We start from the raw sequence: 25733 nt of genomic DNA on the forward strand, positions 1-25733 counted from the left end.
TTGTCCCTGTTCTGGTAACTGCCAGAACGGTCATTGTTTCTATCATTTCTATAACCGCCGTTGTTTCGGTCATTTCTATAACCATCTCTGTTCTGACCGTTATTGTCCCTGTTCTGGTAACTGCCATTGCGGTCATTGTTTCGATCATTTCTATAACCGCCATTATTACGGTCATTTCTATAACCATCTCTGTTATTTCTATTCTGGTTATTATCTCTATTATTATTTCTATCTCTTGAATCAGTCTTCTGGCTGTTCTGTGGGAAGTACACCTGAGAAATGTGCTTCTTATCTACATCCTTAGATGTGTTTGCTGCTTTAGTATCCTGTGTATTCTGTTCTGACTTATTACCAGTCTTATCCTGTGCCTTAATATTCTTATTCTCCTCTGATTTCACTTGTTTTTCTTCTGCCTTTTTAGGTCCTGATTTATTAGCTGTATTTCCAGCTGCTTTTGTAAACTTGCTCTTTACACTGTTTATTTCACTTTCACCAAGTCCGCTCATAGCTGTATATTTCTTGTCAGCATTGCTTAACATATCAGTTATTGCTTTTGATGAAATATTTAATTCTTTCGCCAACTCATGAACTCTCATATTTGCCATTTAACCTCTTTTCCAATACAGGAATAATATTTCTGTATTATTTACACCGATTATCTCTAATCTTGTTTAAAATGTTTCTCAATACTATTCTTAAACCCTTCATCAAGGATTGCGAGTGATGCTCTGAATTCTTTACCTATAGCATGCCCTAAGTCATCCTTATTGCTAAAGAAATACACTGGCACTTTATAATATTCACACATATTCTTAAAATTCTTTTTGGTATTATCAGATGAATCATCTGCTACTATTACCATATATGCCTTATGCTCTTTTACAGCCTTTTCAGTAGAGAACTCACCGCTTGCTACTTTTCCAGCCTTCTGTGCAAGACCTATCATTGATAATGCTCTTTTATTGTCCAAGATTATTCATCTCCTTTTCTAACTCATCATAAACAGATGCATCAACAGCCATCTTAAAAGCTCTTTCAAGTCCTCTTGACTTCCTTGCTTTCTTAAGACACTCTGCATCAGGACATATATACGCCCCTCTTCCGTTCTTCTTGCCTGTTGTATCTATTATTATCTGTTCATCCTGAGTCTTTAATATCCGTATAAGCTGCTTTTTGTCTTTCATCTCATTACAGCCTATACACTGTCTTTGCGGAATCTTCTTTACTGCTGCCAAACTATCACTCTCCAATAATATTATTCTTCTACAACTTCTGTGTCAGAGGCTGCATCTTCGTTATAGTCTTCATCTAATGGCATTACATCATCTGCCTGATTGTCATTATATTCTTCGCTGTCTTCACCATATACGATTTCTGCGTTGTCTTTATCCATATCAGCAAATGCTTCTGGATCGGCTTCGCTCTTAATATCAATTCCATAACCTGTAAGCTTAGCTGCAAGTCTTACATTCTGTCCTGACTTACCGATTGCAAGTGATAACTGCTGTTCTGAAACAATTATCTTAGCCTTCTTCTCTTCTTCATCTGCTACTGCTGATACAACCTTTGCCGGGCTTAAAGCATTAACGATTAACTGTGCTGGATTGTCATCCCACTCAACAATATCAATCTGTTCATTGCCAAGTTCATTAACAATATTCTTAACCCTCGCACCGTTAATACCTACGCACGCACCAACTGGATCTACATGAGGAACATTAGCTCTTACAGCCATCTTAGTTCTTGAACCTGCTTCTCTTGCGATAGCCATAATCTCAACTGTGCCATCTTTAATCTCTGTAACTTCTTCTTCAAAAAGCTTTTTTACAAGTTCCTGTGACTTTCTTGAAATCTTAACTGATAAACCGCTTCTTTCTCTGTTGCTTACGCTTGCAACATATACCTTAATTCTGTCTCCGCATTTGAACTGCTTATCCTTAAAGTTATCATCTGCCTTAAGAACCGCCTGTGTTCTTCCAATATCAATAGTCATATCACCATTGTCGTTAATTCTCTGTACAACACCTGTAACGATTTCCTTCTCCTTAGCGTGAAGCTCGTTGTAGAGTGCATTCTTTTCCTGTTCTCTTATAGTCTGGACAATTGTATTCTTGGCATTCTTAGCTGCCTTTCTTGAGAATTCTTCTGACTTTACTTCTATAGTAATAACATCACCAAGCTGACAGGCCGGCTTAATCTTTCTTGCATCTGCAAGTGCGATTTCTGTACCAGATACATACTTTCCTTTCTTAGTATCAAGGAACTCTGGAACTTCTACTTCTTCAACTACAGTTCTGTCTGAATAAATGTGGAAATCACCTGTTCTTCTGTCAAGTACTACCCTGCCATTATCTGCCTTGTCAAATTCAGCCTTATATTCGTCCATTAATGACTTTTCTATAGCATCAAACATAATCTCTTTGTCGATTCCATTTTCTTTTTCTAAGGCTTCAATCGCAAGTATCAATTCTTTATTCATCTTCTTATCCTCCATTATTAACAACTTTAGTTATATATCTATTCAACATATGCCCATCTAATCATTGCAAGATTGCTTCTCTCAATCTTTATAAGATTATCATCAACCTCTATTGTAATGTTGTCTTTATCGTATTCCTTAAGAACGCCTGTATATTCCTTTAAGCCTTCAACAGCTTTGTAAAGCTTAATATCTATAAGTTTCCCAATACTCTTTGCATAATCCTTCTCTTTCTTTAAAGGTCTTGTAAGTCCCGGTGAACTCACTTCAAAAATGTACTGGTCAGTAATATAGTTCTCCTTATCAAGTATCTCATTAAAAGCTCTGCTTACAGCCTGACAGTCATCAATTGTAACTCCACCTTCTTTATCTATGTAGACACGCAGATACCAGTCCTGACCCTCTTTAATGTAATCCACATCAAAAAGTTCTACATTATTAGCTTCAACAATTGGCATTATAAGCTTTTCTGTCTTAGCTTCATAATCTTCTCTCTTACCCATTACTACCTCTTTCTTTTAATAATATTCAGTTTTCATTCTGCATTAATCAAACAATAATTATATTGCAAAAACGAAAGAGTGGACATAAAGCCCACTCTTTCGAATCAATTATAACGCAGAATAGCTTATAGGGGAGTCGAACCCCTGTCTTCGCCGTGAGAGGGCGACGTCTTAACCACTTGACCAATAAGCCATATCTTAAGTCTTGCTTTGTGTTAGTTGCTATCGCAAAGCACTTCATTATAATACACGACCCAGTGTAATTCGTCAAGCACTTTTTTGAAGAAATTTCAAAAAAATTTAAAATAAATCTTTATATGTGCTGAAAGCAGCTAAAACACTGGGTTCGTGCCTTACATTTTTTATTTAAGCTTGCTGTATTGCTTCATTTGGTGCTCCGATAGGAAATACCATTTCTTTTGCGTGTGCTCTCATAGCTTCATCTTCATAAGGCAAATCACCTTCATTTACATTCCATACTTCCTTGGCAAGATTAAATACTGCCCACGCTTTTGGCCAGCCTGCGTAAAATGCAACGTGTGTTATAACAGCCACGATTTCCTTCTGAGTTACGCCGTGTGTCTTGGCATTCTGTAAATGGAACTTAAGTGAAGAATCTGTAATTCCCATAGACATAAGTGAAACTACTGTTATAATGCTTCTTGTCTTTACATCAATATCCTGATTATTCCAGTTCTCACCAAAAAGCACATCATCATTAAAATGTGCAAACTGTGGAGCATATTCTCCTAAAGCTGTTCTTCCTGCTGTCTGTACTATTTTATCCATAACAATCCTCTATTAATATATTTCTCTAATTAAATTTTACCAATTTCACTAATTAAAGTTTACCGCCATATACTGGGAAGCCACTGCTCTCACCATAATTTTCAATTTTCTTGAAATTCTTAAGAGCTTCCATATCCTCTGCACTGATTTCAAAATTTACTTCTGCATTACTCTTCATATGCTCAGGATCAGCTGTCTTTGGAAGTGCTATTGCTCCAAGCTGTAATGTATATCTGATGCAAAGCTGTGGAATGGTAACACCATATTTATCAGCTATCACTTTAATCTCTGGCTGGTTAAGAATTTCACCGTGTGCTATAGGTGAATATGCTTCTACTACTATTCCCCGCTTCTGGCAGTATTCTACAAGTTCTAATGGCGTGTTGCTTATATGAAGAAGAATCTGGTTAACCATCGGCTTAACCTCTGCTGTTTCTAAAAGACTTTCAATATCACCAATCTGGAAATTAGATATACCAATTGCCTTAAGCTTTCCTTCCTTATAAGCATCTTCCAATGCCCTCCATGCAGCTCTGTTACCTTCTACATATCTGTCATCACTCTGATTAACCTCTAACCAAGGCTGTGGTGAATGAATAATCATCATATCAAGGTAATCAAGTCCCATTTTTTCAAGTGTCTCATCAATACCAGCTTTAGCTTCCTTGTATGTCTTATGTTCAGCGGCAACCTTTGATACTACAAAAAGTTTCTCTCTTGAAACTCCGCAATTACGCACTCCTTCACCGACACCTCTTTCATTGCCATATGCCTGTGCTGTATCAATATGTCTGTATCCAAGCTTTACCGCTTCTTTTACAGCATCTGCAACCTTTGCATCGTCAATAAACCAAGTACCAAGTCCAAGCTGTGGAATTTTCGCTCCATTGTTAAGTGTTAAAGTATTATTATACATTCCCATTGCTCCTTTTCTAAAATGTATTATCGTTTATGTGTTTATCTTAATACTTTGACTTAACTCCAAGTCAAGGGGGGTGGTGAGAAATTTCATTACAATATTTATCTACATAATCTTGTTACCAACTTTTGAATATTTCAGACATTCTTTGCAATATATTGACATATTAACTATCCAGATAAGGCACACAACAAATGAAGGAAGAAAACCAATTTCAAACATAAGTGCACTGATTGCAAGAATAACTGCAAGTACACTGCACATACTATTCGTTATATTAAATGCTTTAAATGCACATTTCCCAACTATAATCTTCTCTGCTTCATCACAGGTTTCAAGCCATTTCTTCTGGAACTTCATATCATATACCGATGCCGTCTTTTCAGGATTCATTATCTTTACACAGTCAACACTTTTCTGTTGTATAATAACAACCTCTGCCATAATCCCTAAAAATGCTGCAATGCTAACAGTTAATCCTATCATATTGTTAACACTTTCAAACATTGCTGTACCACCTGAATATGATGCCGCAATAAGAAAATATGAAATTATAAGTGCTCCACTTGAAACCCATTGAATTATAGAAAGCTTCTCTTCGACACCATCTGATACTTCTTCGTCTTCACCATCCCACTGTGATAACTGCTTCTTAGCCTTCCTGTAGTATGGCACTAATACTATAGGAATTATAACTGCAATAGCAAGCATAATCCAAGGTGCAGTTAATTCAACATAATTACTAACTACCACTTTAAAATCCCCTGACATTGTATCAATTCCATTTGCTCCAACAAGATACCCAGCTACACCTCCGATTAAAGCTCCTACAATACAAAGCAATATGAACTTAGGCAATGCCTTTCTGTTTGCTTTCTTAATTTCTTCATTTCCCATCATTATCTTCCTCCTGTAAATAAAATACTTCTTCCACAGTAACGCCGCATACTTTTGCAATCGTTAATGCAAGAGTGACAGACGGCGAATAATCGCCCCTTTCTATAAGACTGATTGTCTGTCTTGACACTCCGCACAGTCTTCCCATCTCCTGCTGATTGACATCCAGCGCAGCTCTGCGTTCTTTCAGCCGATTTCGCAGTATCATACTACACCTCCATATGACAACTTTTATTATTAATCTGACAACTTTCATTGCTATAATGACAACTTTTTTTGTCATTTTGCATTATACTCTTGTCATTATACACTGTCAATACCAAATAACCAAAACGATACTCAATTTTAAATAATTCCTGAAGCCACTTATCACACCAGCTTGATATTGGAAGAAGCTCTCTTAGAGAGGCTATGAAGCTCCTTGCCTCCCGCAATATTGTAACTATCAAACAGGGGTCTGGAACATATGTAGCCTCATCACCTGGTATAGTAGACGATCCTTTTGGCTTTACATTCATATCAGATAAGAAGAAACTTGTGCAGGATCTGCTTGAAATACGTTTTTTACTCGAACCTTCTATTGCTGCTATGTCAGCAACCTATGCTGATAAGAATGACATCAGCAAAATCAACAGATTATGTAATGAGGTTGAAGAGCTTATGGAACAAAAAAAGACCATACACAAAAAGATATAGAATTCCACACCGCTATTGCTATGGGAAGCAAGAATCTTGTCATCCCAAGATTAATCCCAATAATAAACAGCTCTATCCCTCTTTTTGTTGAAACAACCGGCAACATCCTTAAAACTGAAACCATCGAAACTCATCGTGAAATAGCGGAGGCTATCGCAGAACATAATGCTGTCCGTGCCCAGGATGCTATGTATATGCATCTTATGTACAATAAAAGGTGTATTAATTCTTCAAAATAATACACCTTTATTAAACATTATACATTTTATTCAATTTAGCTTTAACCTATAATCTCATATATATACTTCATATCCATATTCTCACGGATCACATCTGCCAGCTTATCATATTCTCTCTGCTTGTATTCATCAAAGCTTATTCTGACACCACTCTTTGATGTAATACCATACCTTGCACAGAGCATATTGATTAAGCTGTCGCAGAATTCCTGTCCATCGAATATCCCGTGCATATAAGTTCCTGCTGTATTGCCCCGTACACAGCCATCCATATATTCGGTCTTATCAACAGTATTGAATATTCTTGCAAATGGATTCGCACCATCTTCACTTATTGTACTTTCGCCCATATGTATTTCATAGCCTTTACATTTCTTCTGTCCGAGCATTTCCCACATTCCAGATTGTATACAAGTTATCCCCTGCACTCTTGTACGGTGTTTATTCTTTGAAAATGTGGTTGTTACCGGAAGCAGTCCCATTCCTGCTACAACTTCTCCAGTTTCTGCACCACACGAATCATCAATGACATTTCCTAACATTTGAAAGCCACCGCATATTCCAAATACCGGAATATCCTGTCTTGAACATTTTATAATCTGTGCTTCCATTCCATTTTTACGGAGCCATTTTAAATCATTAATTGTATTCTTGCTTCCCGGAAGAATTATGAGGTCGGGATTTCCAATCTGTTCTGCCTTGTCTGCATAACGCAGATTGACCTCTTCAATACGCTCAAGTGCATTAAAATCCGTAAAATTAGAAATGTGAGGCACACGTATTACTACTATGTCGAACTGCTCATCTGACATATGTGCATTGTAGACTGATGGCTCAATCCGTGAAGCAAGGCTGTCCTCATCATCAATGTCAAGCTTAACATAAGGAATTACACCTGCAACCGGAATTGGACATATATCATATAACTGTTTTATGCCCGGCTCTAATATTCTCTTATCTCCACGGAACTTATTCATAACAAGACCTTTTACACGCCTGCGTTCTTCTTCCTCTAACAGCATAATTGTTCCAACAAGCTGTGCAAATACACCACCTCTGTCAATATCACCTACAAGCAGAACAGGTGCATCTACAAGCTTTGCCATTCCCATATTAACAATATCATCTTTTTTAAGGTTAATCTCTGCCGGACTGCCAGCACCCTCAAGAACAATAATGTCATACGCACTGGCAAGCTTATTATACGCTTCTAATATATCTGGAATAAGCTGCTTTTTGTACTGGAAATATTCTTTAGCCGGCATATTCTTTAATGGTATTCCATTTACAATTACCTGAGAACCAACATCACTTGTCGGTTTTAAAAGTATAGGATTCATCTCTACACAAGGGGATATCCCAGCTGCCTCTGCCTGCATAACCTGTGCCCTTCCCATCTCCAGACCATCGGCTGTTATATATGAATTAAGTGCCATATTCTGTGACTTAAATGGTGCTACACTGTAGCCATCCTGTTTTAACACTCTTAATATTCCTGCTGTTATAATGCTCTTTCCTGCATTGGACATCGTTCCCTGAATCATCAGATTTCTTGCCATAATCACTGCACCTTCCCTGTTATCTATGTTAAATTCCTATCCTAATTAACTTTATTATAATATTTATATATAATAATTTGTCCGTTATTGATATCTATGGATATATTGCCACTTTGCAATTATCTATTCTTAATCTATATTATACATTTTGTCAATATATCGCTTATGAAATCAATAAGAATTTCATTATCTGTATGCTTCTTTACTGCTATGCGGTAGCAGTCTGGCGGCATATTGCGGTAGCTTTGACACGAACGGATAAGAATTCCATTTTTTAATAATTCATCCTGCAGCTGACAGCCAGCCTTATCTGACGGAAGCCTGAAGGTTATATAGTCTGCCACAGACGGATATACGATACATTCCATAGCCGATAATTTATCTGTAAGAAATTCCCGCTCCTTCTCGATAAGCCTATATGTGTGCCCCTCGTAATCTTTATCCTTAAATGCCGCAATTCCTGCACGCTGTGCCACTGTTGATATATTCCACTCTGGAAGCTGTAAAGATATGTTGTCGATTAATTCATCATTATAACTCATGAGATATCCAAGCCTTATTCCTGCCATTGCATAGAACTTGGTATACGCATTTATTATTACAAGATTATTATAATCTTTTAGAAAACGTTTACAGCTTATCTTCTCATAATTACGGTTAAATCTTAAAAAGCACTCATCCGCAACAACTATAATATTTCTTCTTCTGCATATGTCTAATATATTGATAAGAATATTTTCAGGTATAATATTCCCTGTTGGATTGTTCGGATTGCATATAAAACATAACTGGACATCAAGCTGTTCTAATCGTCCACTTACATATTCATAGCTAAAGCCATTATTACTGTCAAGCTCATAATATACAATCCCTGCTCCATACGCCTTAACTGCACGCTCATAGCCTGAAAATGAAGGTGCAGCAATGGCACATTTTTCTGGATGTACAGCCCTTACAACTGCCATTATAAGTTCTGAAGCACCATTACCACAGAGTATATTCCTAGCATTAATATTAACCTTATAAATGTTATCTGCATTAATACTCTCTTTGCTGGCAATTGCATTTCTTAATGCCGTATACTTAATGTCTGGATATGTCTGATAACCACCAATATCCTGCGTAATCGCATTACACACTTCCTGCGGCATTCCTAAAGGGTTAATATTAACCGAATAATCAAGTGTTATTTCTTTGTTGTATATATTTTTATCATATATATTTCCACCGTGTATCTGCTGTTCCATAGCTGTAACCTCTCATCTGCCTGACAATCTCTTTATCAGTATGCAATCCCCGTATCAATATGCCAATCTGATTAAAATATAATTATCTGACTGCCAACATTATTATCAATCTTATTAATAACACAATAATTACCATAAGAAATGCAGTAATATATAATAAAATATTACTTCTTCCTATATCACCAGCTTCCAGCGGACGTATTGCCTCTCCTATCTGTGGCTTATGCACAAGCTTTCCAAAATAATAATTATCGCCTGATAATGCTACTTTTAAAGCTCCTGCACAGGCCGACTCTGTCTGGGCGGCATTAGGACTGCTGTGCTTTTTTCTGTCACTTTTAAATATCTTCCACGCATTCCCTATACTATAGTGTGAATTTGTTTTATCCTTTGTATTACATTTTTCTGCAAGCTGTGCAATTCCTGCTGACACAACCATAAGACAGCCGCCTATTCTTGCCGGAATAAAGTTCACAACATCATCTAACTTCGCCGCAAATCTTCCAAAGTACAAATATTTATCATTCTTATAACCTATCATTGAATCCATTGTATTAACAGCCTTATATACAAAACCGCCAGCCGCCCCGAATAACATCATATAAAATAATGGTGCAATAACTCCGTCTGATGTATTCTCTGCGACAGTTTCAACAGCTGCCCTTACAACGCCGTGTTCATCAAGCTGTTTCGTATCCCTGCCGACTATCATTGCAACGGCATTACGTGCCTGCTGTAACCCTTCTTTATCCAAAGCATAATATACCTTCATACTTTCTACTTTGAGCGATTTTACTGCCAGTATCTGATAACACATTATTGTTTCAATTACGCAGCCAAGTATCATATTAATATGATAACCAACAACAAGAATAGATACAGTAACAATACCCGTTATTAACGGCGTTAATATTGCAAGCACCATACCCTTTCTGTACTTCTTAGCAGATGTATCTTTTTCTTTTAATAAAATACTTTCTAACAACGAAATAAGATTACCTATAAGGCGTACCGGATGATACAGCCAGTGAGGGTCACCAATAAGCAGATCAAGTATATAACCACAGCCAATTGCTATTGTCTGACATATAAATAAATTCATAAACTCCTCATTCCTTCACACGCTATTACTCAGAATAAACTCATACTTTAACATATAATAGACACACATATTTATTTATAACAAACACATATTTTACTCAAGATAAATACATATCTTTACTCATAGAATACGCATATTTTTACTCACAACGTAAAAGTTCTGTATAATTATTAATGCTTCCATCTAAAGCCACATCACATATATACCCATCACCATTGCCACAATGATAATCATAATAGCCACCACCATATATCTCTGACATTACTGACATTATTGTGCCGCCGTGAATTACACATGCAATGTCCGAATAATTCAATAAACGGCATTGTTTAATCATATCATACCAGCCCTTAACACTTCTTTTCTTAAAATCCGCAACATCTTCTCCTTGTGGAAATGGTATCGTTGCATTACTGTCAATCCATCTCTGGTACTGCTCATTGCCAGAAAGTTCTTTATAATTCTTTCCTTCAAATATGCCAAAATCACATTCCCTGAAATCTGGCACTATATGCTGTTTATATTCAGGATATATAAGCTCTGCCGTCTGCCTGCACCTTTTCATAGGACTTACATATACTGCCTGTACCTCTTGGTAATAACCTGCCTTAATATTATTATGTATGCTCTCAATCCCAGAAGCACATAAGTCCTCATCAGTTATGCCTATATACCTTTTTTTGATATTACCTGCTGTTGCACCATGTCTGATTAATACAATCTTCATATTATTCACCTTTCAGGCATTGTCCTATGCCACACGCTATACGCTCTACCCTGTCAGCCTTTTTTACAGCCCTGCAAAGCATACGCCCAACTGTTTCACGGTATATTCTGTCCTCTTTTTCCAAAGGAACTATGCCACTGCCAATCTCATCGCATATTATTATAATTGATGGATTGCCAGCATAAATGGTATCTATAAGCGTATCTGTACATTTCCCATCTTTAAGCAGTCTTTTTATAAGCAGATGAAAATGATTTAATATACAGGCATTTTTTATATCTTCAATACTGCAATATGCTCCATCAGCTATATTATTATTGCATATTTTATTTTTAATGCACTTATCATCTTCTGAATATATATTACTCATTGTATCTTCTGCATTACCACACAATTCTTTAACTATATTTTTCCTGCCACATACATAATCAAGCTTTCCCTGATAAGCTCCGCCAAAATATAATTCCATATTATTCCTCGTTTCTGTGCACATTTTTATTCACTAAAGCAATGCTATAACAGCAACAGCTATTGTCATACACAGTTCACTTACACATAGCAGATACCCTGCAAGGTCGCCCGTCACTCCACCGAACTGCTTATATGCCATATATCTGTAATACAATAAAACCACGAATGCCACAACGATAACTACAACAGCACCTGTAACACTGCAAAGGCACATAAGTATAACACATATAATTAACTGTACCGCAAGCATTACATTTACACATTTTACTGCTGTTGCACTTGTAAATGTATGCAACATTCCATTGTTCCTTGCTCCTCGGAAATTAACTGCTGCCAGACCACTTATAATTCTTGACAGATAAAACGTAAGTGCCAGAAGCAAAAGTCTCATATTATCTGGCTTCTGCACAATAATATATTCCGCCGCATAATATACCGCAGAATACATAAGCAATCTTATAACTGCAAATGCTCCAATATGCGAATCCTTTAATATATCCAGCTTCTTCTCCCTGTCGCCATATGAATTAAGTGCATCACTTGTATCCATATAGCCGTCAATGTGTATTCCCCCTGTTATCAGTACAGGAATTACTACAAGAACAAGTGTCCTGCTGATATCCGGCACATTTAGCAGACCGCTGATATACACCCAGCCATATATGACTGCACCTATAACAAGACCTGCTAACGGAAAGAAGCCCATTACATATCTCATATCTTTTTCTTCTAATTCCAAATGCGGCATTGGTATTTTAGAATACATTGAAAATGCAATTACCAATGATTTAATTACCGACATAACTGATATCCCCCTTTAATACTACAGGAATAGTGTATACAACCTCAACAACTGTGTCTGCTGCCTTTGCAAGCTTTACATTAAGCTCTCCAAGCCGTCTTATATAATCAGTTGTGCTATCATCATATTCACACCCGTCTGAAAACACTTCATTAGTCACAATTACAAGGTGACTGCACTCTGAATACAACTGCATACATTCAGCAAATATATTATCTGGATGTCCGTTTTCTTCAAAGCATTCATTAGCAAGAAGATTAGACATACACTCAACCAATACTACCGGTTTTGTATCTCTTTTACATCCTTTAAGTGCACCACCTATATTCTGATACTGCTCTATCGTTTCAAAGCCTTTGCCATCACGCTGCAGCTTGTGCTTCTTAACCCTGCTTCTGCCGTCTTCTCCATATGGATACATAGTAGCCACATAATATTTTTTATTGTCCTTTGCAAGCTGACAGCTTATCTGCTCGGCATATTCTGACTTGCCACTGCCGCTTACTCCTGTAACCATAATCAACATTTTTCGTAATCCTCATAGGCAGTTATGCGTATATCATCAAATGTAGTATTTTCCCTGTACACCTGCAAAGCCATATCAAGAAGTGGAAACATCATAACCGCACCTGTTCCCTCTCCAAGTGCAAGCTCTCCGTGTATAACAGCCTTCCTTCCAAGTTCGTTAAGCAGAGCTTTCATCGCAGGCTCTTTTCCCTGATGTGAAGCTATTATGTAATCACCAATCTGACTATTCAACCTTACTGCAATAAGTGCCGCAACTGCCGAGATAACACCATCTATAACAACAGGTATTCCATAAAGTGCACAACCAATATATACTCCGACAAGCCCTGCAATATCGAGTCCGCCTATATTCTGTAAAAGGGTTAATTGATTGTCCTGGCAGCTTCCATACATTTCTTTAGCTCTGGTAATAACTTCTATCTTTTTCTTAAGACCTTTATCATCAAGCCCTGCACCTCTGCCTGTTGCCATATGTGGCTCAAGATTTAAAAGTATGCAGGCAAGTGCCGTGCTTGTGGTTGTATTGCCTATTCCCATCTCTCCTGTTGCAAGAATATTATACCTCTGTTCCTTACACTCCTTAACCTGTGTAATTCCTGCATATATAGCCTGTATAAGCTGTTCCTCTGACATTGCCGGCTCTTTAAGGAAATTATTAGTTCCAGACATAACCCTCTTATTGACAAGCCCCTTATAAGTTCCTACATCTGTTCCGTCCTCAAGCGTATCCATGGCAATTCCAACATTCACAGGAATAACATCTGCATTGGCATATGCCGCCATTCTGCATACACTTGATATTCCGTCTGCCATATTACAGCTCACTATCGCGGTTACCTCCTGTCCTGTCTGGGTAACACTTTCTTCAACTATGCCATTGTCTGCACACATTACAATAACAGCACGTCTGTCAATATTGACATCTGCTGTATGCTCGATTCCTGCTATCTGGCTTATTATTTCCTCCATAAGTCCAAGTCCGTGCAGTGGCTTTGCTATCCCATTCCAATGACTACGTGCTTTTTGTACACTATCTTTACTGCTTGCCTTTATCTTTGACAGTTCTGGAATAAGACTTTTAATATCAGAACCTAATTCTGGAATAAAACTTTTAATATCATGACCTTCAAGCCTGTCATTATATTTTTTATAATTCTTTCTATAGCGGACACAGGCATTTATGAAATTATCTGCCACCTGTTCATTGCCATAGAAATATATATGTGGAAATCCAGCATACAACGTATCACTTCCATAACCGGCTGATGCTATACTGTTATCTGAAGCTTTCTTTATCTCATAATCTTCACCAGGGCAGTCACTATTCCAGTAATGGAATTCGTGTGCACGAAAGCTTTCATTTGCAGAGGCAATCAATGTATCTTTCTTTGCCGTAAGCGTCATATAGCCAAAACGCTGTAGTCTTCCTGCATTATATCCCATTCCTTTTATAATTCCCGCCATAGGATATTTATCTTTTTCTGGTGTTTCTAAGTATTCGTGCAGATAAAGAAATCCTCCACATTCTGCTATGCAGGGAAGTCCTTCTTTTATCTTCTTTGCAATATCATTCCTCATTGATACATTTTCTGACAACGCTTTGGCGTGAAGCTCTGGATAACCGCCATATAGTAACAACCCGTCTATATTATCCGGAAGCTTATTATCTGCAAGTGGACTAAAATACACTATCTCACAACCGCACTGCCTTAGATAATCTATATTATCATCATAAAGAAAACAGAAAGCTTCATCTTTTGCAACTGCAATCCTTACATCTTTTTTATCTATGCTCTTATGTATGGCTTCCAGCTTTGAAGCATTTTCTGCAATTCTAAGTATTCCTTCTATATCAACGCTTTCCCTCATCTGCTCTGCAATACTGTTGATTTTTTCCTGAAAATGTTCCACCTCTGCCGAGGTCACAAGACCAAGATGACGGCTTTCAAGCACAGCATTTTTCTTATATGGCATATAGCCTAGTGGTTCTATCCCCATATCTTTAACTATGCGTGCGGCATTACCATATAACCTGTCTGAAAGATTATTAAAGATTACACCTTTGATATTATTGTTCTTTTCATATCCAAGATAACCCTTTACAACTGCGCCGATTGAATTACTCATTCCACGGCAGTTCACTATAAGAATAACCGGCGTATCTGTAATGTCTGCTATCTCATAAGAACTTCCCTTTGTGCTAAAGCCCTGTCCGTCATAGTAGCCCATAACTCCCTCTACAATAGTTATATCACTCTTATCCTCTTTACCTGCAAGCAGATATTTTATTGTTGCATTATCACAAAACCAGCTGTCAAGATTACCTGTGCTCATATTTAACACACGCGAATGAAACATAGAATCTATATAATCAGGCCCGCATTTTAACGCTGATATATTAAGTCCCATATCTTTAAAACACTGGCATAGACCGCAGACAATTGTTGTCTTGCCACTTCCACTGCCTGTCCCTGCTATCATTATACGGCTCACTTTGCACCTCTTCCTTCTATAATAAATACTGGATTATTCGCAGACATCATATGATATCTGCCCCTTTTCTTTACCTCTGTCACTGCAATCTGGACTATATCAAGGACATTCACACCATTCTTTTCCATTAATGAAATAGTATTGTTAAGTGTTTCTAATGTCACTGCCGTAACCACAATATGGACATATGGATTTTTCTTAAGAATACTGCTGAAAATGTATTCTAACTCTCCACCGCTTCCACCAATAAATACTTTATCGGGTACTGGCAGACTATCAATAACAGCCGCCGCATTGCCGTGTATAATCTCTATATTATTAAGTCCGAATTTTTCTGCATTTTTAGCTATAAGACTACAGCCCTCTTCTGTCCTCTCAACTGCATACACTGTTCCGTAAAGTGCGTGAAGTGCAAGCTCCACTGTGACAGAGCCTGTTCCTGCACCTATATCATATACGCAGGAATTCTTAGATACCGCCATTCGGCTTACAACGCTTGCACGGATTTCCCTTTTCGTCATCGGCACATCAGAACGGATAAAACTGCTGTCAGCAATTCCTGTTATTGAAAATGCACGCGAATGTTCATTATAAACTGCCAATACCGTAAGTCCTTCTGAAATATATTCAGTAAATTCAGACACATTTCCATTAGTTATCTTCTCATTATCATATGAAAGATTTTCACCAATCCATATATGTGCCTGTCCAAGTCCTGCCTTATAAAGCTCCTGGCATATCTGTGATACATTTCCCTGTGTCAGAAAATATGTCAATTCATTTTGTAAAACTACAGGTATATAGCTTTGTTTCTTACCGTGCAGGCTTACAAAAGCTGCGTTCTCCCAAGACTTTCCTATCTTTGCCGCAAGATATATTACAGAAGATACACCTGCCATAATGCTGTATTCATACTTTCCAGCAAGTGCCTCTGCAAGCTTCTTTGCACCGCTGTAAAAGCCTGTATCACCTGACATAAGCACAACGTAGTTATTGGCATTTTCATTATCAATAATATCTATTATGTCTTTTGCTGTTACTGCATAAAATGTCTTCTTATCTGTGTATTCTTCTATCAGCCTTTTAGAACCAATCAGCACCTCTGAATTATCAATTGCTTCCTTTACTTCCTCTGTAAGACAGCTTTTACTGCCCGGCCCCACACCAGCTATAATTACCCTTTTCATTATTCACTCCACCTTAATTCATTAACATTATAGACAGCCATTTTCCTAAAACTTTATAACTCTAAAACCACATAGCTTTTAGGCTTTATAACCCTTTTGTCTTAAGATATTTAATAAGCTCTGGCAGGCTTACTCCATTTTCTTCTACTGGACGTTTTATTACTATACAGTCAATGCCTGTATTCTCTGTGGCAGACACCTTTTCTTCATATCCGCCATTACTGCCAGACTCCTTTGTCACAAGAACACCTATATTAAACTGTCTTATTACTGCCTCATTTAATTCCTGTGAAAATGGTCCCTGCATACCTATTAAATGTGACGGCATAATCCCTGCTTCTATTGCACTCTGTAACATTTCAGGATTAGGAAGAAGCCTTAAATATACTCTCTCTTTATAATCTGTAATATAGACATACTCTGGTATGTTCTTACTGCCTGTCGTCATAAGAATATTTTTACTATTATGCTGTTCACTGTTAAGTAGTTCTACTACATCTTTTATTGACTTAACATATGTAATGTTATCTGACTTAAACTCTGGCTTTTTGTCATTATCTTCCCTTAATACCCTCACATAAGAAATGTTCTTGCTGTCACACACATTTTTAATATTATGTGTAACCTGTGTAGCATATGGGTGCGTGGCATCAATAACTATATATGGCTTTTTAGCTTCTAACTCCTTTAGCATATCAGCCTCATCCATTCTACCAGTATGTATATGCACATTATCAGCCTGCGGCAGTAATTCCCTGCCATATTCAGTCGTTACATATACATAAGTGTCACAGTTCTTTCCTGTAAGATATTCACATAACTTTCTGCCCTCTGTTGTCCCCGCAAAAAGCATTATCGTCTTTCTCATACAACCTTATATCCTCTTGGTGTAACCATTTTCCCATTAATTACCTTAGTATGGCTGTTGCCTATGTATATTGTTGTAAACATATCCGCTTTAAAATCCGCAAGCTCCTTTAATGTAAGAATTCCTGTAGTTTCGTTCTCTCTTCCTATGTTTCTTACATAACCGCACACTGTATCCGGTGACTGTACCTTTAATACAATATCGCAGGCTTCCTTTAAATATCCGCTTCTTCTGCGGCTTGATGGGTTATATATGCACATTACCATATCGCTGTCAGCCATCGCCTTTATTCTTTTCTTAATAAGCTCCCAAGGTGTCATACAGTCACTTAAGCTGATAACCGCAAAATCGTGTGACAATGGTGCACCAAGGCAGGCTGAACCACTGCTTGCGGCTGTTACACCTGATATAACCTTAATATCCAGATTATCCTCTGCAAGCTCATATACAAGGCTTGCCATACCATATATACCGCTATCTCCACTGCATACAAGCACTACCTCTTTTCCTTCTTTAGCTGTATCTATTGCATACTGACAGCGTTCCTTTTCCTGCATCATATTAGTTGAATAGTACTCTTTATCAGGAAAATACTGCTTTAATATATCAACATATGTAGTATATCCAACTATCAGGTCAGCACCAGCTATTGCGGCTGATGCCTCCAGTGTCATATTATCTTTTGCTCCGCTTCCAAAACCTACTATCTTAAGCATAATCTACTCCTTATTTTTCTGTGCCACTCTGTAAATAGCTACTGTAACTCCGTTATCTGCTGTCTTTCCTACAAGCTTTTCTCCACCAGAAGACGCGGCACCCGCACTGCGTTCACATACATTTCCTACACCTATCTGTTCTTCAACAAAAGCTGAAGATACAAAGTCACCTTCAACATCTCTTAAATATTCAGGCGTATATGTCTTATATGGCACTTTACATTTTCTTGCAAATTCAATTATTCCTGCTTCATCTGCTTTTCTGTCAACCGAAGCCACAACAGCAATTGCTTCCAGCAAAAGCCCTGCTTTATCAAATGTTTTCTTGACAGCCCGCTCTATTTCATGTGCTGACTTGCCTTTTTTACAGCCAATTCCTACAGCAAGCTCCTGTGGTACAAGCTTTAATGTGCGCTTAAATACTATTTTATCGTCTTTGCCTGTAATTATCTGTACACCGCTTTCATACTCATTATTACTATTATCAGTATATTTAATCTGTCCGTTCCAGCGTTCTTCTGTTACTTTTAACAGGTTCTTATATTTATCATTGCCTGTTATTCCAACAGGCTCATTATTTAATATCCTGCCTGATATGTCTTTTATCATAACCGGATTAACTATTCTCATATTATGTTCCGTGGCAAATATATCAACTGCAAACATTCCTCTTGCATCGGTCGCTGTAGTAATTACCGGCATTGCACCTATCCTGACAGCAAGCTTACTGCACCACTCATTAGCTCTGCCAATATGACCTGATAGAAGTGATATAAGATACTTTCCGCCCTCATCTGCAACAAGCACCGCCGGGTCTGTAACCTTGCTTTTAAGGTATGGTGCTATAGTTCTTACAGCTATTGCAACAGCACACACAAATAATATTCTGTCACTTACTGCAAACTCGCTCTTTATAACACTTCCAACTGCCACAAATGGTACTGCCTCATTCTTATAAGTATCTGCACATCTTTGGTGACAGTATATTATTACTTCACCGTCCATTGCCTCACTGGCTTTCTTTGCTACCTTCATCCCCTCGTGTGTGAAGGTTATTATAATTGTTCTCATTTTCTATACTCCGTAGTGAACTCTGGGTCATACAATTTAGAAAAACTATATTTGTCCCCAAGAAATTCCCCGACCAATACAAGTGCAGTTCTTGTAATGCCTGCTTTCCTTGCTTCACTGTCAAGATCTTTCAATGTTGTGCGTATGCATTTCTCATCTTCCCAGCTTACCTTATAACATAACGCACAAGGCGTGTCTGGTGTAAATGCTCCTTTATATAATTCTTCTTTAAGTTCCTCTAAATGTGATGAGCTTAAGAATACAGCCATTGATGTACCGTGCTGTGCAAGCTTTGCTATGCTCTCATTATCTGGAACCGGGGTTCTGCCCGGCATTCTTGTAATAATTACTGTCTGTGCTACATCTGGAACTGTATACTCACATTTAACTGCCGATGCAGCTGCAAGGAAACTGCTCACTCCAGGACATATCTCACAGGTAATTCCGTATTTGGCAAGTTCTTCAATCTGCTCTCTTATTGCACCATATAATGACGGATCTCCTGTATGAAGGCGCACTATATTCTTTCCCTCGCCCTCTGCTTTTACAATCACATCAATAACTTCCCTGAGGTTCATATATGCACTGTTATATATCTCACAATCCTTCTTTGCATACTCTAATAATTCCTCATTTACAAGTGAACCTGCGTATATAATTACATCCGCTTCATTAAGCATACGCATACCTCTGACTGTAATTAAATCCTTCGCTCCCGGTCCTGCTCCGACTATTTTTACCATATTTATTCTCCTGTGTCTGCTCTATATTAATTCATAATTTATGTCTATCATACATAATTCACAATTTAACTGCTTTTTATGATTTTTAACTGCTTTTTATAAGTTCCAACAGCTTATCTGCCGCCGGTGTTTTCCCTAATATTCCATATTCATTTGAAAATACAATTGCTCCAATTACTATCTTGCCACTGCTTCTTCTTTGCAATACATCTTCTATACGAAGCGTAAGCTGATACATAGTCTTCTCTAGTATGTCTGATTTCTTCAAAATTTCAAGTGCCGCCTCTGTCGTAATACAATCAAGTATCTTTAATGCTGTATCATTATCTGCACCTGCCCTTATTGCACAGGCTGACAGAACTTCCATTCGTCCGTCTGCCACTTTGGAATGTGTATTCATTATTCCTGCACCTAATTTTACAAGCTTTCCTATATGCCCCACAAGAAGCATTGCCTTAGCACCTGCATCACACACCATATCTATTGTATCGCCAATATAATTACTGCATTTTATGCTTCTTTTCAGCTCAATATTAAGTGTATTAAGCAGAAAATCCTGTCCATAATTACCCGGTGCAACAAGAAGCACTTTCTCTCCCTGTGCTATGTGCATATTAATCTCTGTCTTAATTGTATCAATAAGTGCCTGTTCACTCATAGGCTCTACAATTCCTGTTGTTCCAAGAATTGATATGCCCCCTGTAATTCCAAGGTTCGGATTAAACGTCTTCTTGGCAATATCAACTCCTTTGGGTGATGATATTATAACTTTAAGGCTTCCCTCATAAGAATAACTTTCTGCTGCCTCTGCTACCGCCTCTTTAATCATCTTAAGAGGTACTGGATTGATTGCCGCTTCTCCAACAGCACATTTCAAGCCCTTCTTAGTAACACGTCCTACTCCTATTCCACCATCTACAATTACCCCGTCAGTATTTATAGTTCTCATTATATCTTCTTTAACATAAGTAACCTGTGCATATATCTTTATTCCATTGGTCACATCAGGGTCATCCCCACTGTCTTTCTTAATTGCACATATTACCTTATCCTCTTTAATATCTATGTCAATAACCGGAAGTGTAAGTGATACTCCCATAGGAGTTATCACTTTAATCTCTTTTACTTCCCTGCCTGACAGAAGCATATATGCCGCAGCTTTGGCGGCGGCACAGGCACAGGTTCCTGTTGTATATCCGCAGCGCATTTTCTTTTGATTTTTGTATACATATCTTTCTAACATCTGCGCCACTCTTTATCATCATCTGCCGCCATATAGAACAGTGCATTCATAATGGCGGCGGCAACATTGCTTCCGCCCTTTCTGCCTCTTGCAACTATATATGACATTCCGCTTTCTATAATCTCTTCCTTTGCACTGGCTACATTTACGAAACCAACCGGAACTCCAATAACAAGTCTTGGCACAAATATGCCCTCATCATAAAGCTCTCTTATTCTCATAAGTGCTGTTGGTGCATTACCTACAACCATAATACAGTCTGGATTATCCTTTGCCGCCTTCTCCACACTGACTGTCGCCCTTGTAACCTCACGCTTTGCAGCTTCACTTGCAACATCACTGTCTGCCATATAGCAATTAAGCGAACAGGAAAACTTCTCTGCCATTTTATGGCTTATTCCTGACTTTGCCATATTGGTATCAGTAACAATATCCACGCCCTCTCTAATAGCTTTAAGTGCTTCCTCTATAACTCCTTTGGAAAATGTCATACTTGTTTCGTATGAGAAGTCCGCCGTTGTATGAATAACACGTTTGACAACCGGCTTATATTCAGCTGGAATATCAGTTGTCAGTTCTTTCTCGATTATTGCAAATGACTCTTTTTCAATATCCATTGGTTTCATAATATCTATTCTCCTTAGAATAATGATTTCATTGTATCTATGTCTGGCTTTGTAAGAATTCTCTTATTCTTCTTTTCTGCGTAATCTAATAATTCTTTCATTGCACTGTTAATACTGCCGATTGGACAGCCTGTATCTATAACATAATCTGCCTCATCAATTCTTTTACAGGCTTTATCTAATGTCTCTTTTCCTATAGGCTCAAACATTTTCTCTGTGACAATATCTGCCGCCAGTGCTTTGGCTATCGGATAATCACAGTCATTTTCATAAAGAATCCCTGCTGTAAATGCAATACCAATACGCTGTAATTCCCTGTATATTAATATTCCAGTTCCAGCACCGCCAGCTACGAATACCTTCGGTGTGCCCTCCGGCTTCTTTAATTCTGTACTTCCATACATGCAATTATACGTTCCGTGTGTAATTCCGTAAAGGCTGCTTATGCGTTCATCTGTAAATATCTTTTCTGGTCTTCCAAATTCTATCTTTCTATCTGCACCAACACACATAACATAGTCTGCTATCTTAGCCGCAAGTTCTATTTCGTGTAAAGATACAATAACGGCGACATTATCATTAACAGCCATCTCCTGCAGTATATCCAGAAGCTCAATTTTATGTCTTATGTCAAGAAATGAAGTCGGCTCATCAAGCACTATGACCTCAGGCTTCTGGCATATTGCCCTTGCAAGCATAATTCTCTGGCGCTGTCCATCACTAATCTGTGAAAAATCATTATCTGCTATATCAATTGCTGATACCTTCTTTAATGATTCATTTACTATCTGTTCATCTTCTTTGGTAAGTCTGCCAAAATAATTAGTGTACGGATATCTTCCCATTGCGACAACATCACGGCACGTCATCATCTCGGTCTTAATCTTTTCTGTAAGCACAACAGACATAGTCTTAGCGTATTCTTTACTTGTGTAATTGCTTATTTTCCTGCCTTTTATATATATATTGCCACCTATAGGACTCATTTCCTTTATAAGATTCTTTATTATTGTAGACTTTCCTGCACCATTAGGTCCGATTAATACGAGGATTTCACCTTTATTAACCTTAAGTGCTATATCTGACAGAAGCACTTTTCCGTGATAACCTACACTTAAATCCTCTGTCTGTACATATATCTGTTCCATATATTTCTCAACTTTCCATTTCCTTACAACAATTATCTCTTCTGCTTTACCATAAGCCATATAACAACCGGTGCACCAAATACTGCTGTGACTGTTCCTATCGCAAGCTCTGATGGTGAGAATATTGTTCTTGCAATAAGGTCACAGAACATACAAAACACCGAACCGCATAAGAATATTGCAGGAATTGTAACAATCGGCTTTGTTGTCTTAAGTGATAATCTTGTAATATGTGGAACTGCAATTCCAACGAACGATATAGGACCCGCCAGTGCTGTAACACAAGCTGAAAGGAGGCTCGAAAGCAGTACAATACATACCCTGAAGAACTTTATATTAATTCCCATACTCTGCGCATATCCCTCACCTAAAAGATAAGCGCTGATTGGCTTAGAAAAAAGAAATGTAATAACTGCTGTTGGAAATACAACTACAGCCGCAAGCTTTACTGTTGGCCACGAACTTCCTGAAAAGCTTCCCATAGCCCAGTGTGTGAGATTGGCAATGTCTGAATCATTCGCAAATGTAATACAAAGGTCTGTTATTGCAGAACATATATAGCTAATCATAATTCCCACAACCAGGAGCATAGACATGCTCTTAACTTTATTAGCAAATATAAGTACATAAAGCATTGCAAGCAGTGAACCGACAAATGCCGCCGCAACCTGTGCCCAGAGCGGCATACCTGATACATACTTTAAAAGAAATATCATTGTGATTGCAACAAACATTTTCGCACCAGATGAAATCCCAAGCACGAATGGTCCTGCTATTGGATTTCTGAAAAATGTCTGTAACAGAAATCCTGACAATGACAAAGCACCGCCCAAAATAGCCGCCATACATAATCGTGGAAGTCGTATTTTCCAGATAATATTGTATTCAGGTGTTCCCATATCACCCTTTAAAAATATAATTCTGAAAATTCTCGCAGGAGATATATGGATATTACCTGTATTAATATTTAATATAACCGCCACAACAAGTAATACTGCAAGCAGTATATATACAAGCTGGTAGCGGAGTATCTGTTTTATCTGCATATTTTCTCCATTCTGATAATTACTGCAATTTGCGTTATTATTGTAATTTTTAATATTATTGCATTTCTAATATTATTGTAATTCTAATATCATTGCATTTTTAATATTATTGCAAAATGACTGCCCCATTAAGTATAATACCATATGCTCTGCACGGTTTTCAGTGCATTGTGGCTACAAAGTAGTCATATTATATCATATGCCCTGCGTTGATTTTCCACGCATCCGAAGTTTCGAAGAAACTTCTAAGTGACTACGAAGTAGTCATATTATAACTTAATGTGACAGTCACTTTTACAAACAGATTTTATGAGGTGAATGTCCCTCACTCATCATTTTATTTTAACTTCTTTAAATATGTAAGCTCTGTTGTATTGGAATCAGCATTTAACATAAGGTTGATATCGTTAATCATACTTCCGATTGTATCTGCAATCTGGAAGAAATCTGGTGTTGTACACCATACATTTCCATCCTTAACAGCCTTTAAATCAGAAAGAACACTGTTATAACCTGTGAAATCACTAAGTGTTGATGGCTTACCGCCAAGATTCCATACATAGATTACATAATCTGCATCTTTGGCTTTCTCATAAAAGCTTTCGATACCCATCTCCTGTGTTCCTGTCTTATCTGTATTAAGGTCAGAGAACACATAATTACCACCTGCTATATTTACCATCTGTGCAAGATAATCTCCTGCATTTCTTACATAAAGCTTGCCCTTAGATGTAATGTAGAATACTGCAACTGACTTACCTGTATTTTCAGCCTTTGAAAGAGTATCTACATATGCTGCCTGTGCATTATACATCTGTGTTGCAGACTCTTCTTTATCACAAAGTGCCGCATAAAGCTTAGCCCATTCTACTCTTCCTAATGGATGATCTTCATATGTAGACTGGTCCAATATATAGTTAATTCCTAATTCCTTTAACTTCTCTGCTACATCTGGAACACTTGTAAGCATTGTTGAGAATATTGCAAGTGTTGGTGCTCCTGCTATTATTGTTTCATAATCAGGTGCTTTGTAATCGCCAACATAAGTAAGCTTTCCATCATCAAATGCCTGCTTAACTGCATCTATATACCACGATTTCTTTTCGTAAGTAACCTGGCTTATGCTGTCAAGACAATCACTTGCGCTCATAAGTGATGTTACTGGTGTAGATGATACAAGCATATTAGTTACAGGTGCATTTAATACTACAGTGTCAGAATCGATTCCTGATGGTGTAGACATTCCCTCTGGAACAAGTAAAAGCTTTGACTGCTTAGATACAATTGCCGTATCTTCATCTCTGTTAGTTATTGTAATAAGCTTATAACCGCCCTTGTAATAATCTACAGAGAAAAGCTTTGCATACTGTAATTCCATTGAATGGTCATACACAAGTTCTCCATCATAGTTACCATTAGCTGACTGGTTCTGTGTACCACATCCACTCATTGCAAGTGTAGACACAAGCATTACGATTGTGAGCAGAAGTGACAGAAATCTTTTTTTCTTCATTTTCGTTCTCCTTTTCTTTTCTTATGAAGTACTTTGATGATTACGTTATTATCAGCAGAAAAGGAACAGACACATATGTGTCTTGCACAATCCGGAATAAAACTTCCTAATTGCCTAAGAA

At 37.7% G+C, this 25733-nt stretch carries 28 protein-coding genes, 1 tRNA gene and 1 pseudogene; 2 read left to right on the forward strand and 28 right to left on the reverse strand.

What is annotated here, in order from left to right:
* The 10 genes and pseudogenes from BM157_RS11225 to BM157_RS11270 form a co-directional block, all read right to left on the reverse strand.
* Positions 1-605 (reverse strand): translation initiation factor IF-2 N-terminal domain-containing protein (locus BM157_RS11225; RefSeq protein WP_318255959.1); only part of this gene is annotated, 605 nt, incomplete at its 3' end.
* Between the two features lie 56 nt (positions 606-661).
* Positions 662-946, reverse strand: a complete 285-nt coding sequence (locus BM157_RS11230) for a L7Ae/L30e/S12e/Gadd45 family ribosomal protein (protein WP_055175047.1) — start codon at positions 944-946, stop codon at positions 662-664.
* Positions 947-959: 13 nt separating this feature from the next.
* Positions 960-1235, reverse strand: coding sequence for an RNase P modulator RnpM (gene rnpM / locus BM157_RS11235; RefSeq protein WP_082421562.1), 276 nt, complete (start codon positions 1233-1235; stop codon positions 960-962).
* A 20-nt stretch (positions 1236-1255) separates the two neighbouring features.
* A complete protein-coding gene (gene nusA / locus BM157_RS11240; RefSeq protein WP_090141194.1) occupies positions 1256-2479 on the reverse strand; it encodes a transcription termination factor NusA in 1224 nt (407 codons plus the stop codon).
* A gap of 38 nt (positions 2480-2517) precedes the next feature.
* On the reverse strand, positions 2518-2982 hold the full coding sequence (locus BM157_RS11245) for a ribosome maturation factor RimP (RefSeq protein ID WP_022502044.1): 465 nt from the start codon (positions 2980-2982) through the stop codon (positions 2518-2520).
* A 121-nt stretch (positions 2983-3103) separates the two neighbouring features.
* Positions 3104-3175 (reverse strand) — tRNA-Glu (locus tag BM157_RS11250).
* Between the two features lie 179 nt (positions 3176-3354).
* A pseudogene (locus BM157_RS11255) lies at positions 3355-3771 on the reverse strand (carboxymuconolactone decarboxylase family protein); the annotation flags it as partial.
* 52 nt (positions 3772-3823) lie between these two features.
* Positions 3824-4687: an aldo/keto reductase gene (locus tag BM157_RS11260; protein WP_022502046.1), complete on the reverse strand. Its 864-nt coding sequence runs from the start codon at positions 4685-4687 to the stop codon at positions 3824-3826.
* Positions 4688-4795: 108 nt separating this feature from the next.
* A complete protein-coding gene (locus BM157_RS11265) occupies positions 4796-5587 on the reverse strand; it encodes a DUF3169 family protein (protein ID WP_090141225.1) in 792 nt (263 codons plus the stop codon).
* The gene (locus BM157_RS11270; RefSeq protein WP_055174479.1) at positions 5577-5795 is read right to left on the reverse strand and encodes a helix-turn-helix transcriptional regulator; all 219 of its coding nucleotides are present in this window, start codon (positions 5793-5795) and stop codon (positions 5577-5579) included. Before BM157_RS11270 ends, BM157_RS11265 begins: the two co-directional genes overlap by 11 nt.
* A gap of 203 nt (positions 5796-5998) precedes the next feature.
* Here BM157_RS11270 and BM157_RS13100 point away from each other — a divergent pair, with 203 nt between their 5' ends.
* Both BM157_RS13100 and BM157_RS13295 read left to right on the forward strand, forming a co-directional pair.
* Positions 5999-6283, forward strand: a complete 285-nt coding sequence (locus BM157_RS13100; protein WP_456361696.1) for a FadR/GntR family transcriptional regulator — start codon at positions 5999-6001, stop codon at positions 6281-6283.
* Between the two features lie 20 nt (positions 6284-6303).
* Positions 6304-6522: an FCD domain-containing protein gene (locus BM157_RS13295; protein ID WP_443974308.1), complete on the forward strand. Its 219-nt coding sequence runs from the start codon at positions 6304-6306 to the stop codon at positions 6520-6522.
* 41 nt (positions 6523-6563) lie between these two features.
* On the opposite strand, the gene BM157_RS11280 is transcribed toward BM157_RS13295, so the two are convergent.
* The 18 genes from BM157_RS11280 to BM157_RS11365 all read right to left on the reverse strand — a co-directional run bounded on the left by BM157_RS11280 (position 6564) and on the right by BM157_RS11365 (position 25612).
* Entirely contained in the window at positions 6564-8081 is a 1518-nt protein-coding gene (locus tag BM157_RS11280) for a cobyric acid synthase (RefSeq protein WP_055174469.1), read from the reverse strand.
* A gap of 134 nt (positions 8082-8215) precedes the next feature.
* Entirely contained in the window at positions 8216-9328 is a 1113-nt protein-coding gene (locus BM157_RS11285) for a pyridoxal phosphate-dependent aminotransferase (RefSeq protein ID WP_055174467.1), read from the reverse strand.
* Positions 9329-9410: 82 nt separating this feature from the next.
* Complete coding sequence (gene cbiB, locus BM157_RS11290) at positions 9411-10430, reverse strand: adenosylcobinamide-phosphate synthase CbiB (RefSeq protein ID WP_090141198.1); 1020 nt, start codon at positions 10428-10430, stop codon at positions 9411-9413.
* A 139-nt stretch (positions 10431-10569) separates the two neighbouring features.
* Positions 10570-11157 carry a histidine phosphatase family protein gene (locus tag BM157_RS11295; protein ID WP_090141200.1) on the reverse strand — a complete coding sequence of 196 codons (588 nt, stop codon included), beginning with the start codon at positions 11155-11157 and terminating at the stop codon, positions 10570-10572.
* Position 11158: 1 nt separating this feature from the next.
* On the reverse strand, positions 11159-11626 hold the full coding sequence (locus BM157_RS11300; protein WP_055174463.1) for a bifunctional adenosylcobinamide kinase/adenosylcobinamide-phosphate guanylyltransferase: 468 nt from the start codon (positions 11624-11626) through the stop codon (positions 11159-11161).
* Positions 11627-11659: 33 nt separating this feature from the next.
* Complete coding sequence (locus BM157_RS11305; protein ID WP_090141202.1) at positions 11660-12430, reverse strand: adenosylcobinamide-GDP ribazoletransferase; 771 nt, start codon at positions 12428-12430, stop codon at positions 11660-11662.
* Entirely contained in the window at positions 12417-12956 is a 540-nt protein-coding gene (locus tag BM157_RS11310) for a bifunctional adenosylcobinamide kinase/adenosylcobinamide-phosphate guanylyltransferase (RefSeq protein ID WP_022502054.1), read from the reverse strand. Before BM157_RS11310 ends, BM157_RS11305 begins: the two co-directional genes overlap by 14 nt.
* Positions 12950-15451: a cobyrinate a,c-diamide synthase gene (locus tag BM157_RS11315; protein WP_090141204.1), complete on the reverse strand. Its 2502-nt coding sequence runs from the start codon at positions 15449-15451 to the stop codon at positions 12950-12952. The genes BM157_RS11310 and BM157_RS11315 overlap by 7 nt, the downstream gene beginning before the upstream one ends.
* The gene (cbiE, locus tag BM157_RS11320; protein ID WP_055306534.1) at positions 15448-16638 is read right to left on the reverse strand and encodes a precorrin-6y C5,15-methyltransferase (decarboxylating) subunit CbiE; all 1191 of its coding nucleotides are present in this window, start codon (positions 16636-16638) and stop codon (positions 15448-15450) included. The genes BM157_RS11315 and cbiE overlap by 4 nt, the downstream gene beginning before the upstream one ends.
* An 85-nt stretch (positions 16639-16723) precedes the next feature.
* Positions 16724-17506, reverse strand: coding sequence for a precorrin-6A reductase (cobK, locus tag BM157_RS11325; RefSeq protein ID WP_022502057.1), 783 nt, complete (start codon positions 17504-17506; stop codon positions 16724-16726).
* Positions 17503-18222, reverse strand: a complete 720-nt coding sequence (gene cobJ / locus BM157_RS11330) for a precorrin-3B C(17)-methyltransferase (protein ID WP_055174455.1) — start codon at positions 18220-18222, stop codon at positions 17503-17505. The genes cobK and cobJ overlap by 4 nt, the downstream gene beginning before the upstream one ends.
* Positions 18223-18225: 3 nt before the next feature.
* Positions 18226-19293, reverse strand: coding sequence for a cobalt-precorrin 5A hydrolase (locus BM157_RS11335; RefSeq protein ID WP_055174454.1), 1068 nt, complete (start codon positions 19291-19293; stop codon positions 18226-18228).
* A complete protein-coding gene (gene cobM / locus BM157_RS11340; RefSeq protein WP_090141206.1) occupies positions 19290-20036 on the reverse strand; it encodes a precorrin-4 C(11)-methyltransferase in 747 nt (248 codons plus the stop codon). Before cobM ends, BM157_RS11335 begins: the two co-directional genes overlap by 4 nt.
* 85 nt (positions 20037-20121) lie before the next feature.
* On the reverse strand, positions 20122-21279 hold the full coding sequence (gene cbiD / locus BM157_RS11345) for a cobalt-precorrin-5B (C(1))-methyltransferase CbiD (RefSeq protein WP_090141207.1): 1158 nt from the start codon (positions 21277-21279) through the stop codon (positions 20122-20124).
* Positions 21273-21905 carry a precorrin-8X methylmutase gene (locus tag BM157_RS11350; protein WP_172678512.1) on the reverse strand — a complete coding sequence of 211 codons (633 nt, stop codon included), beginning with the start codon at positions 21903-21905 and terminating at the stop codon, positions 21273-21275. The genes cbiD and BM157_RS11350 overlap by 7 nt, the downstream gene beginning before the upstream one ends.
* A gap of 14 nt (positions 21906-21919) precedes the next feature.
* On the reverse strand, positions 21920-23113 hold the full coding sequence (locus BM157_RS11355; protein WP_318255962.1) for an ABC transporter ATP-binding protein: 1194 nt from the start codon (positions 23111-23113) through the stop codon (positions 21920-21922).
* On the reverse strand, positions 23086-24099 hold the full coding sequence (locus BM157_RS11360; protein ID WP_022502064.1) for a FecCD family ABC transporter permease: 1014 nt from the start codon (positions 24097-24099) through the stop codon (positions 23086-23088). The genes BM157_RS11355 and BM157_RS11360 overlap by 28 nt, the downstream gene beginning before the upstream one ends.
* Positions 24100-24436: 337 nt before the next feature.
* Positions 24437-25612 (reverse strand): ABC transporter substrate-binding protein, encoded by a 1176-nt coding sequence (locus tag BM157_RS11365; RefSeq protein ID WP_090141209.1) that lies wholly within the window; start codon positions 25610-25612, stop codon positions 24437-24439.
* Between the last annotated feature and the right edge of the window lie 121 nt (positions 25613-25733).

It is taken from the genome of [Lactobacillus] rogosae, assembly GCA_900112995.1.
In the GTDB taxonomy this organism is placed as follows: Bacteria; Bacillota; Clostridia; order Lachnospirales; family Lachnospiraceae; genus Lachnospira; species Lachnospira rogosae.

What these genes read in the sequence shown, in the direction of transcription:
- BM157_RS11265 (WP_090141225.1), bottom strand. Translation starts at nt 5,587, where the DNA reads ATGGGAAATGAAGAAATTAAGAAAGCAAACAGAAAGGCATTGCCTAAG.
- nusA (WP_090141194.1), bottom strand. Translation starts at nt 2,479, where the DNA reads ATGAATAAAGAATTGATACTTGCGATTGAAGCCTTAGAAAAAGAAAAT.
- cobK (WP_022502057.1), bottom strand. Translation starts at nt 17,506, where the DNA reads ATGAGAAAGACGATAATGCTTTTTGCGGGGACAACAGAGGGCAGAAAG.
- BM157_RS11350 (WP_172678512.1), bottom strand. Translation starts at nt 21,905, where the DNA reads ATGAAACCAATGGATATTGAAAAAGAGTCATTTGCAATAATCGAGAAA.
- BM157_RS11365 (WP_090141209.1), bottom strand. Translation starts at nt 25,612, where the DNA reads ATGAAGAAAAAAAGATTTCTGTCACTTCTGCTCACAATCGTAATGCTT.
- BM157_RS11355 (WP_318255962.1), bottom strand. Translation starts at nt 23,113, where the DNA reads ATGGCTTATGGTAAAGCAGAAGAGATAATTGTTGTAAGGAAATGGAAA.
- BM157_RS11260 (WP_022502046.1), bottom strand. Translation starts at nt 4,687, where the DNA reads ATGTATAATAATACTTTAACACTTAACAATGGAGCGAAAATTCCACAG.
- BM157_RS11295 (WP_090141200.1), bottom strand. Translation starts at nt 11,157, where the DNA reads ATGAAGATTGTATTAATCAGACATGGTGCAACAGCAGGTAATATCAAA.
- BM157_RS11230 (WP_055175047.1), bottom strand. Translation starts at nt 946, where the DNA reads ATGATAGGTCTTGCACAGAAGGCTGGAAAAGTAGCAAGCGGTGAGTTC.
- cobM (WP_090141206.1), bottom strand. Translation starts at nt 20,036, where the DNA reads ATGGTAAAAATAGTCGGAGCAGGACCGGGAGCGAAGGATTTAATTACA.
- BM157_RS11300 (WP_055174463.1), bottom strand. Translation starts at nt 11,626, where the DNA reads ATGGAATTATATTTTGGCGGAGCTTATCAGGGAAAGCTTGATTATGTA.
- BM157_RS11335 (WP_055174454.1), bottom strand. Translation starts at nt 19,293, where the DNA reads ATGAGAACAATTATAATAACCTTCACACACGAGGGGATGAAGGTAGCA.
- cbiB (WP_090141198.1), bottom strand. Translation starts at nt 10,430, where the DNA reads ATGAATTTATTTATATGTCAGACAATAGCAATTGGCTGTGGTTATATA.
- BM157_RS11280 (WP_055174469.1), bottom strand. Translation starts at nt 8,081, where the DNA reads ATGGCAAGAAATCTGATGATTCAGGGAACGATGTCCAATGCAGGAAAG.
- BM157_RS11305 (WP_090141202.1), bottom strand. Translation starts at nt 12,430, where the DNA reads ATGTCGGTAATTAAATCATTGGTAATTGCATTTTCAATGTATTCTAAA.
- BM157_RS13295 (WP_443974308.1), top strand. Translation starts at nt 6,304, where the DNA reads ATGGGAAGCAAGAATCTTGTCATCCCAAGATTAATCCCAATAATAAAC.
- cbiE (WP_055306534.1), bottom strand. Translation starts at nt 16,638, where the DNA reads ATGAAAAGGGTAATTATAGCTGGTGTGGGGCCGGGCAGTAAAAGCTGT.
- BM157_RS13100 (WP_456361696.1), top strand. Translation starts at nt 5,999, where the DNA reads ATGAAGCTCCTTGCCTCCCGCAATATTGTAACTATCAAACAGGGGTCT.
- BM157_RS11245 (WP_022502044.1), bottom strand. Translation starts at nt 2,982, where the DNA reads ATGGGTAAGAGAGAAGATTATGAAGCTAAGACAGAAAAGCTTATAATG.
- BM157_RS11310 (WP_022502054.1), bottom strand. Translation starts at nt 12,956, where the DNA reads ATGTTGATTATGGTTACAGGAGTAAGCGGCAGTGGCAAGTCAGAATAT.
- BM157_RS11285 (WP_055174467.1), bottom strand. Translation starts at nt 9,328, where the DNA reads ATGGAACAGCAGATACACGGTGGAAATATATATGATAAAAATATATAC.
- cbiD (WP_090141207.1), bottom strand. Translation starts at nt 21,279, where the DNA reads ATGTTAGAAAGATATGTATACAAAAATCAAAAGAAAATGCGCTGCGGA.
- BM157_RS11360 (WP_022502064.1), bottom strand. Translation starts at nt 24,099, where the DNA reads ATGCAGATAAAACAGATACTCCGCTACCAGCTTGTATATATACTGCTT.
- BM157_RS11270 (WP_055174479.1), bottom strand. Translation starts at nt 5,795, where the DNA reads ATGATACTGCGAAATCGGCTGAAAGAACGCAGAGCTGCGCTGGATGTC.
- cobJ (WP_055174455.1), bottom strand. Translation starts at nt 18,222, where the DNA reads ATGCTTAAGATAGTAGGTTTTGGAAGCGGAGCAAAAGATAATATGACA.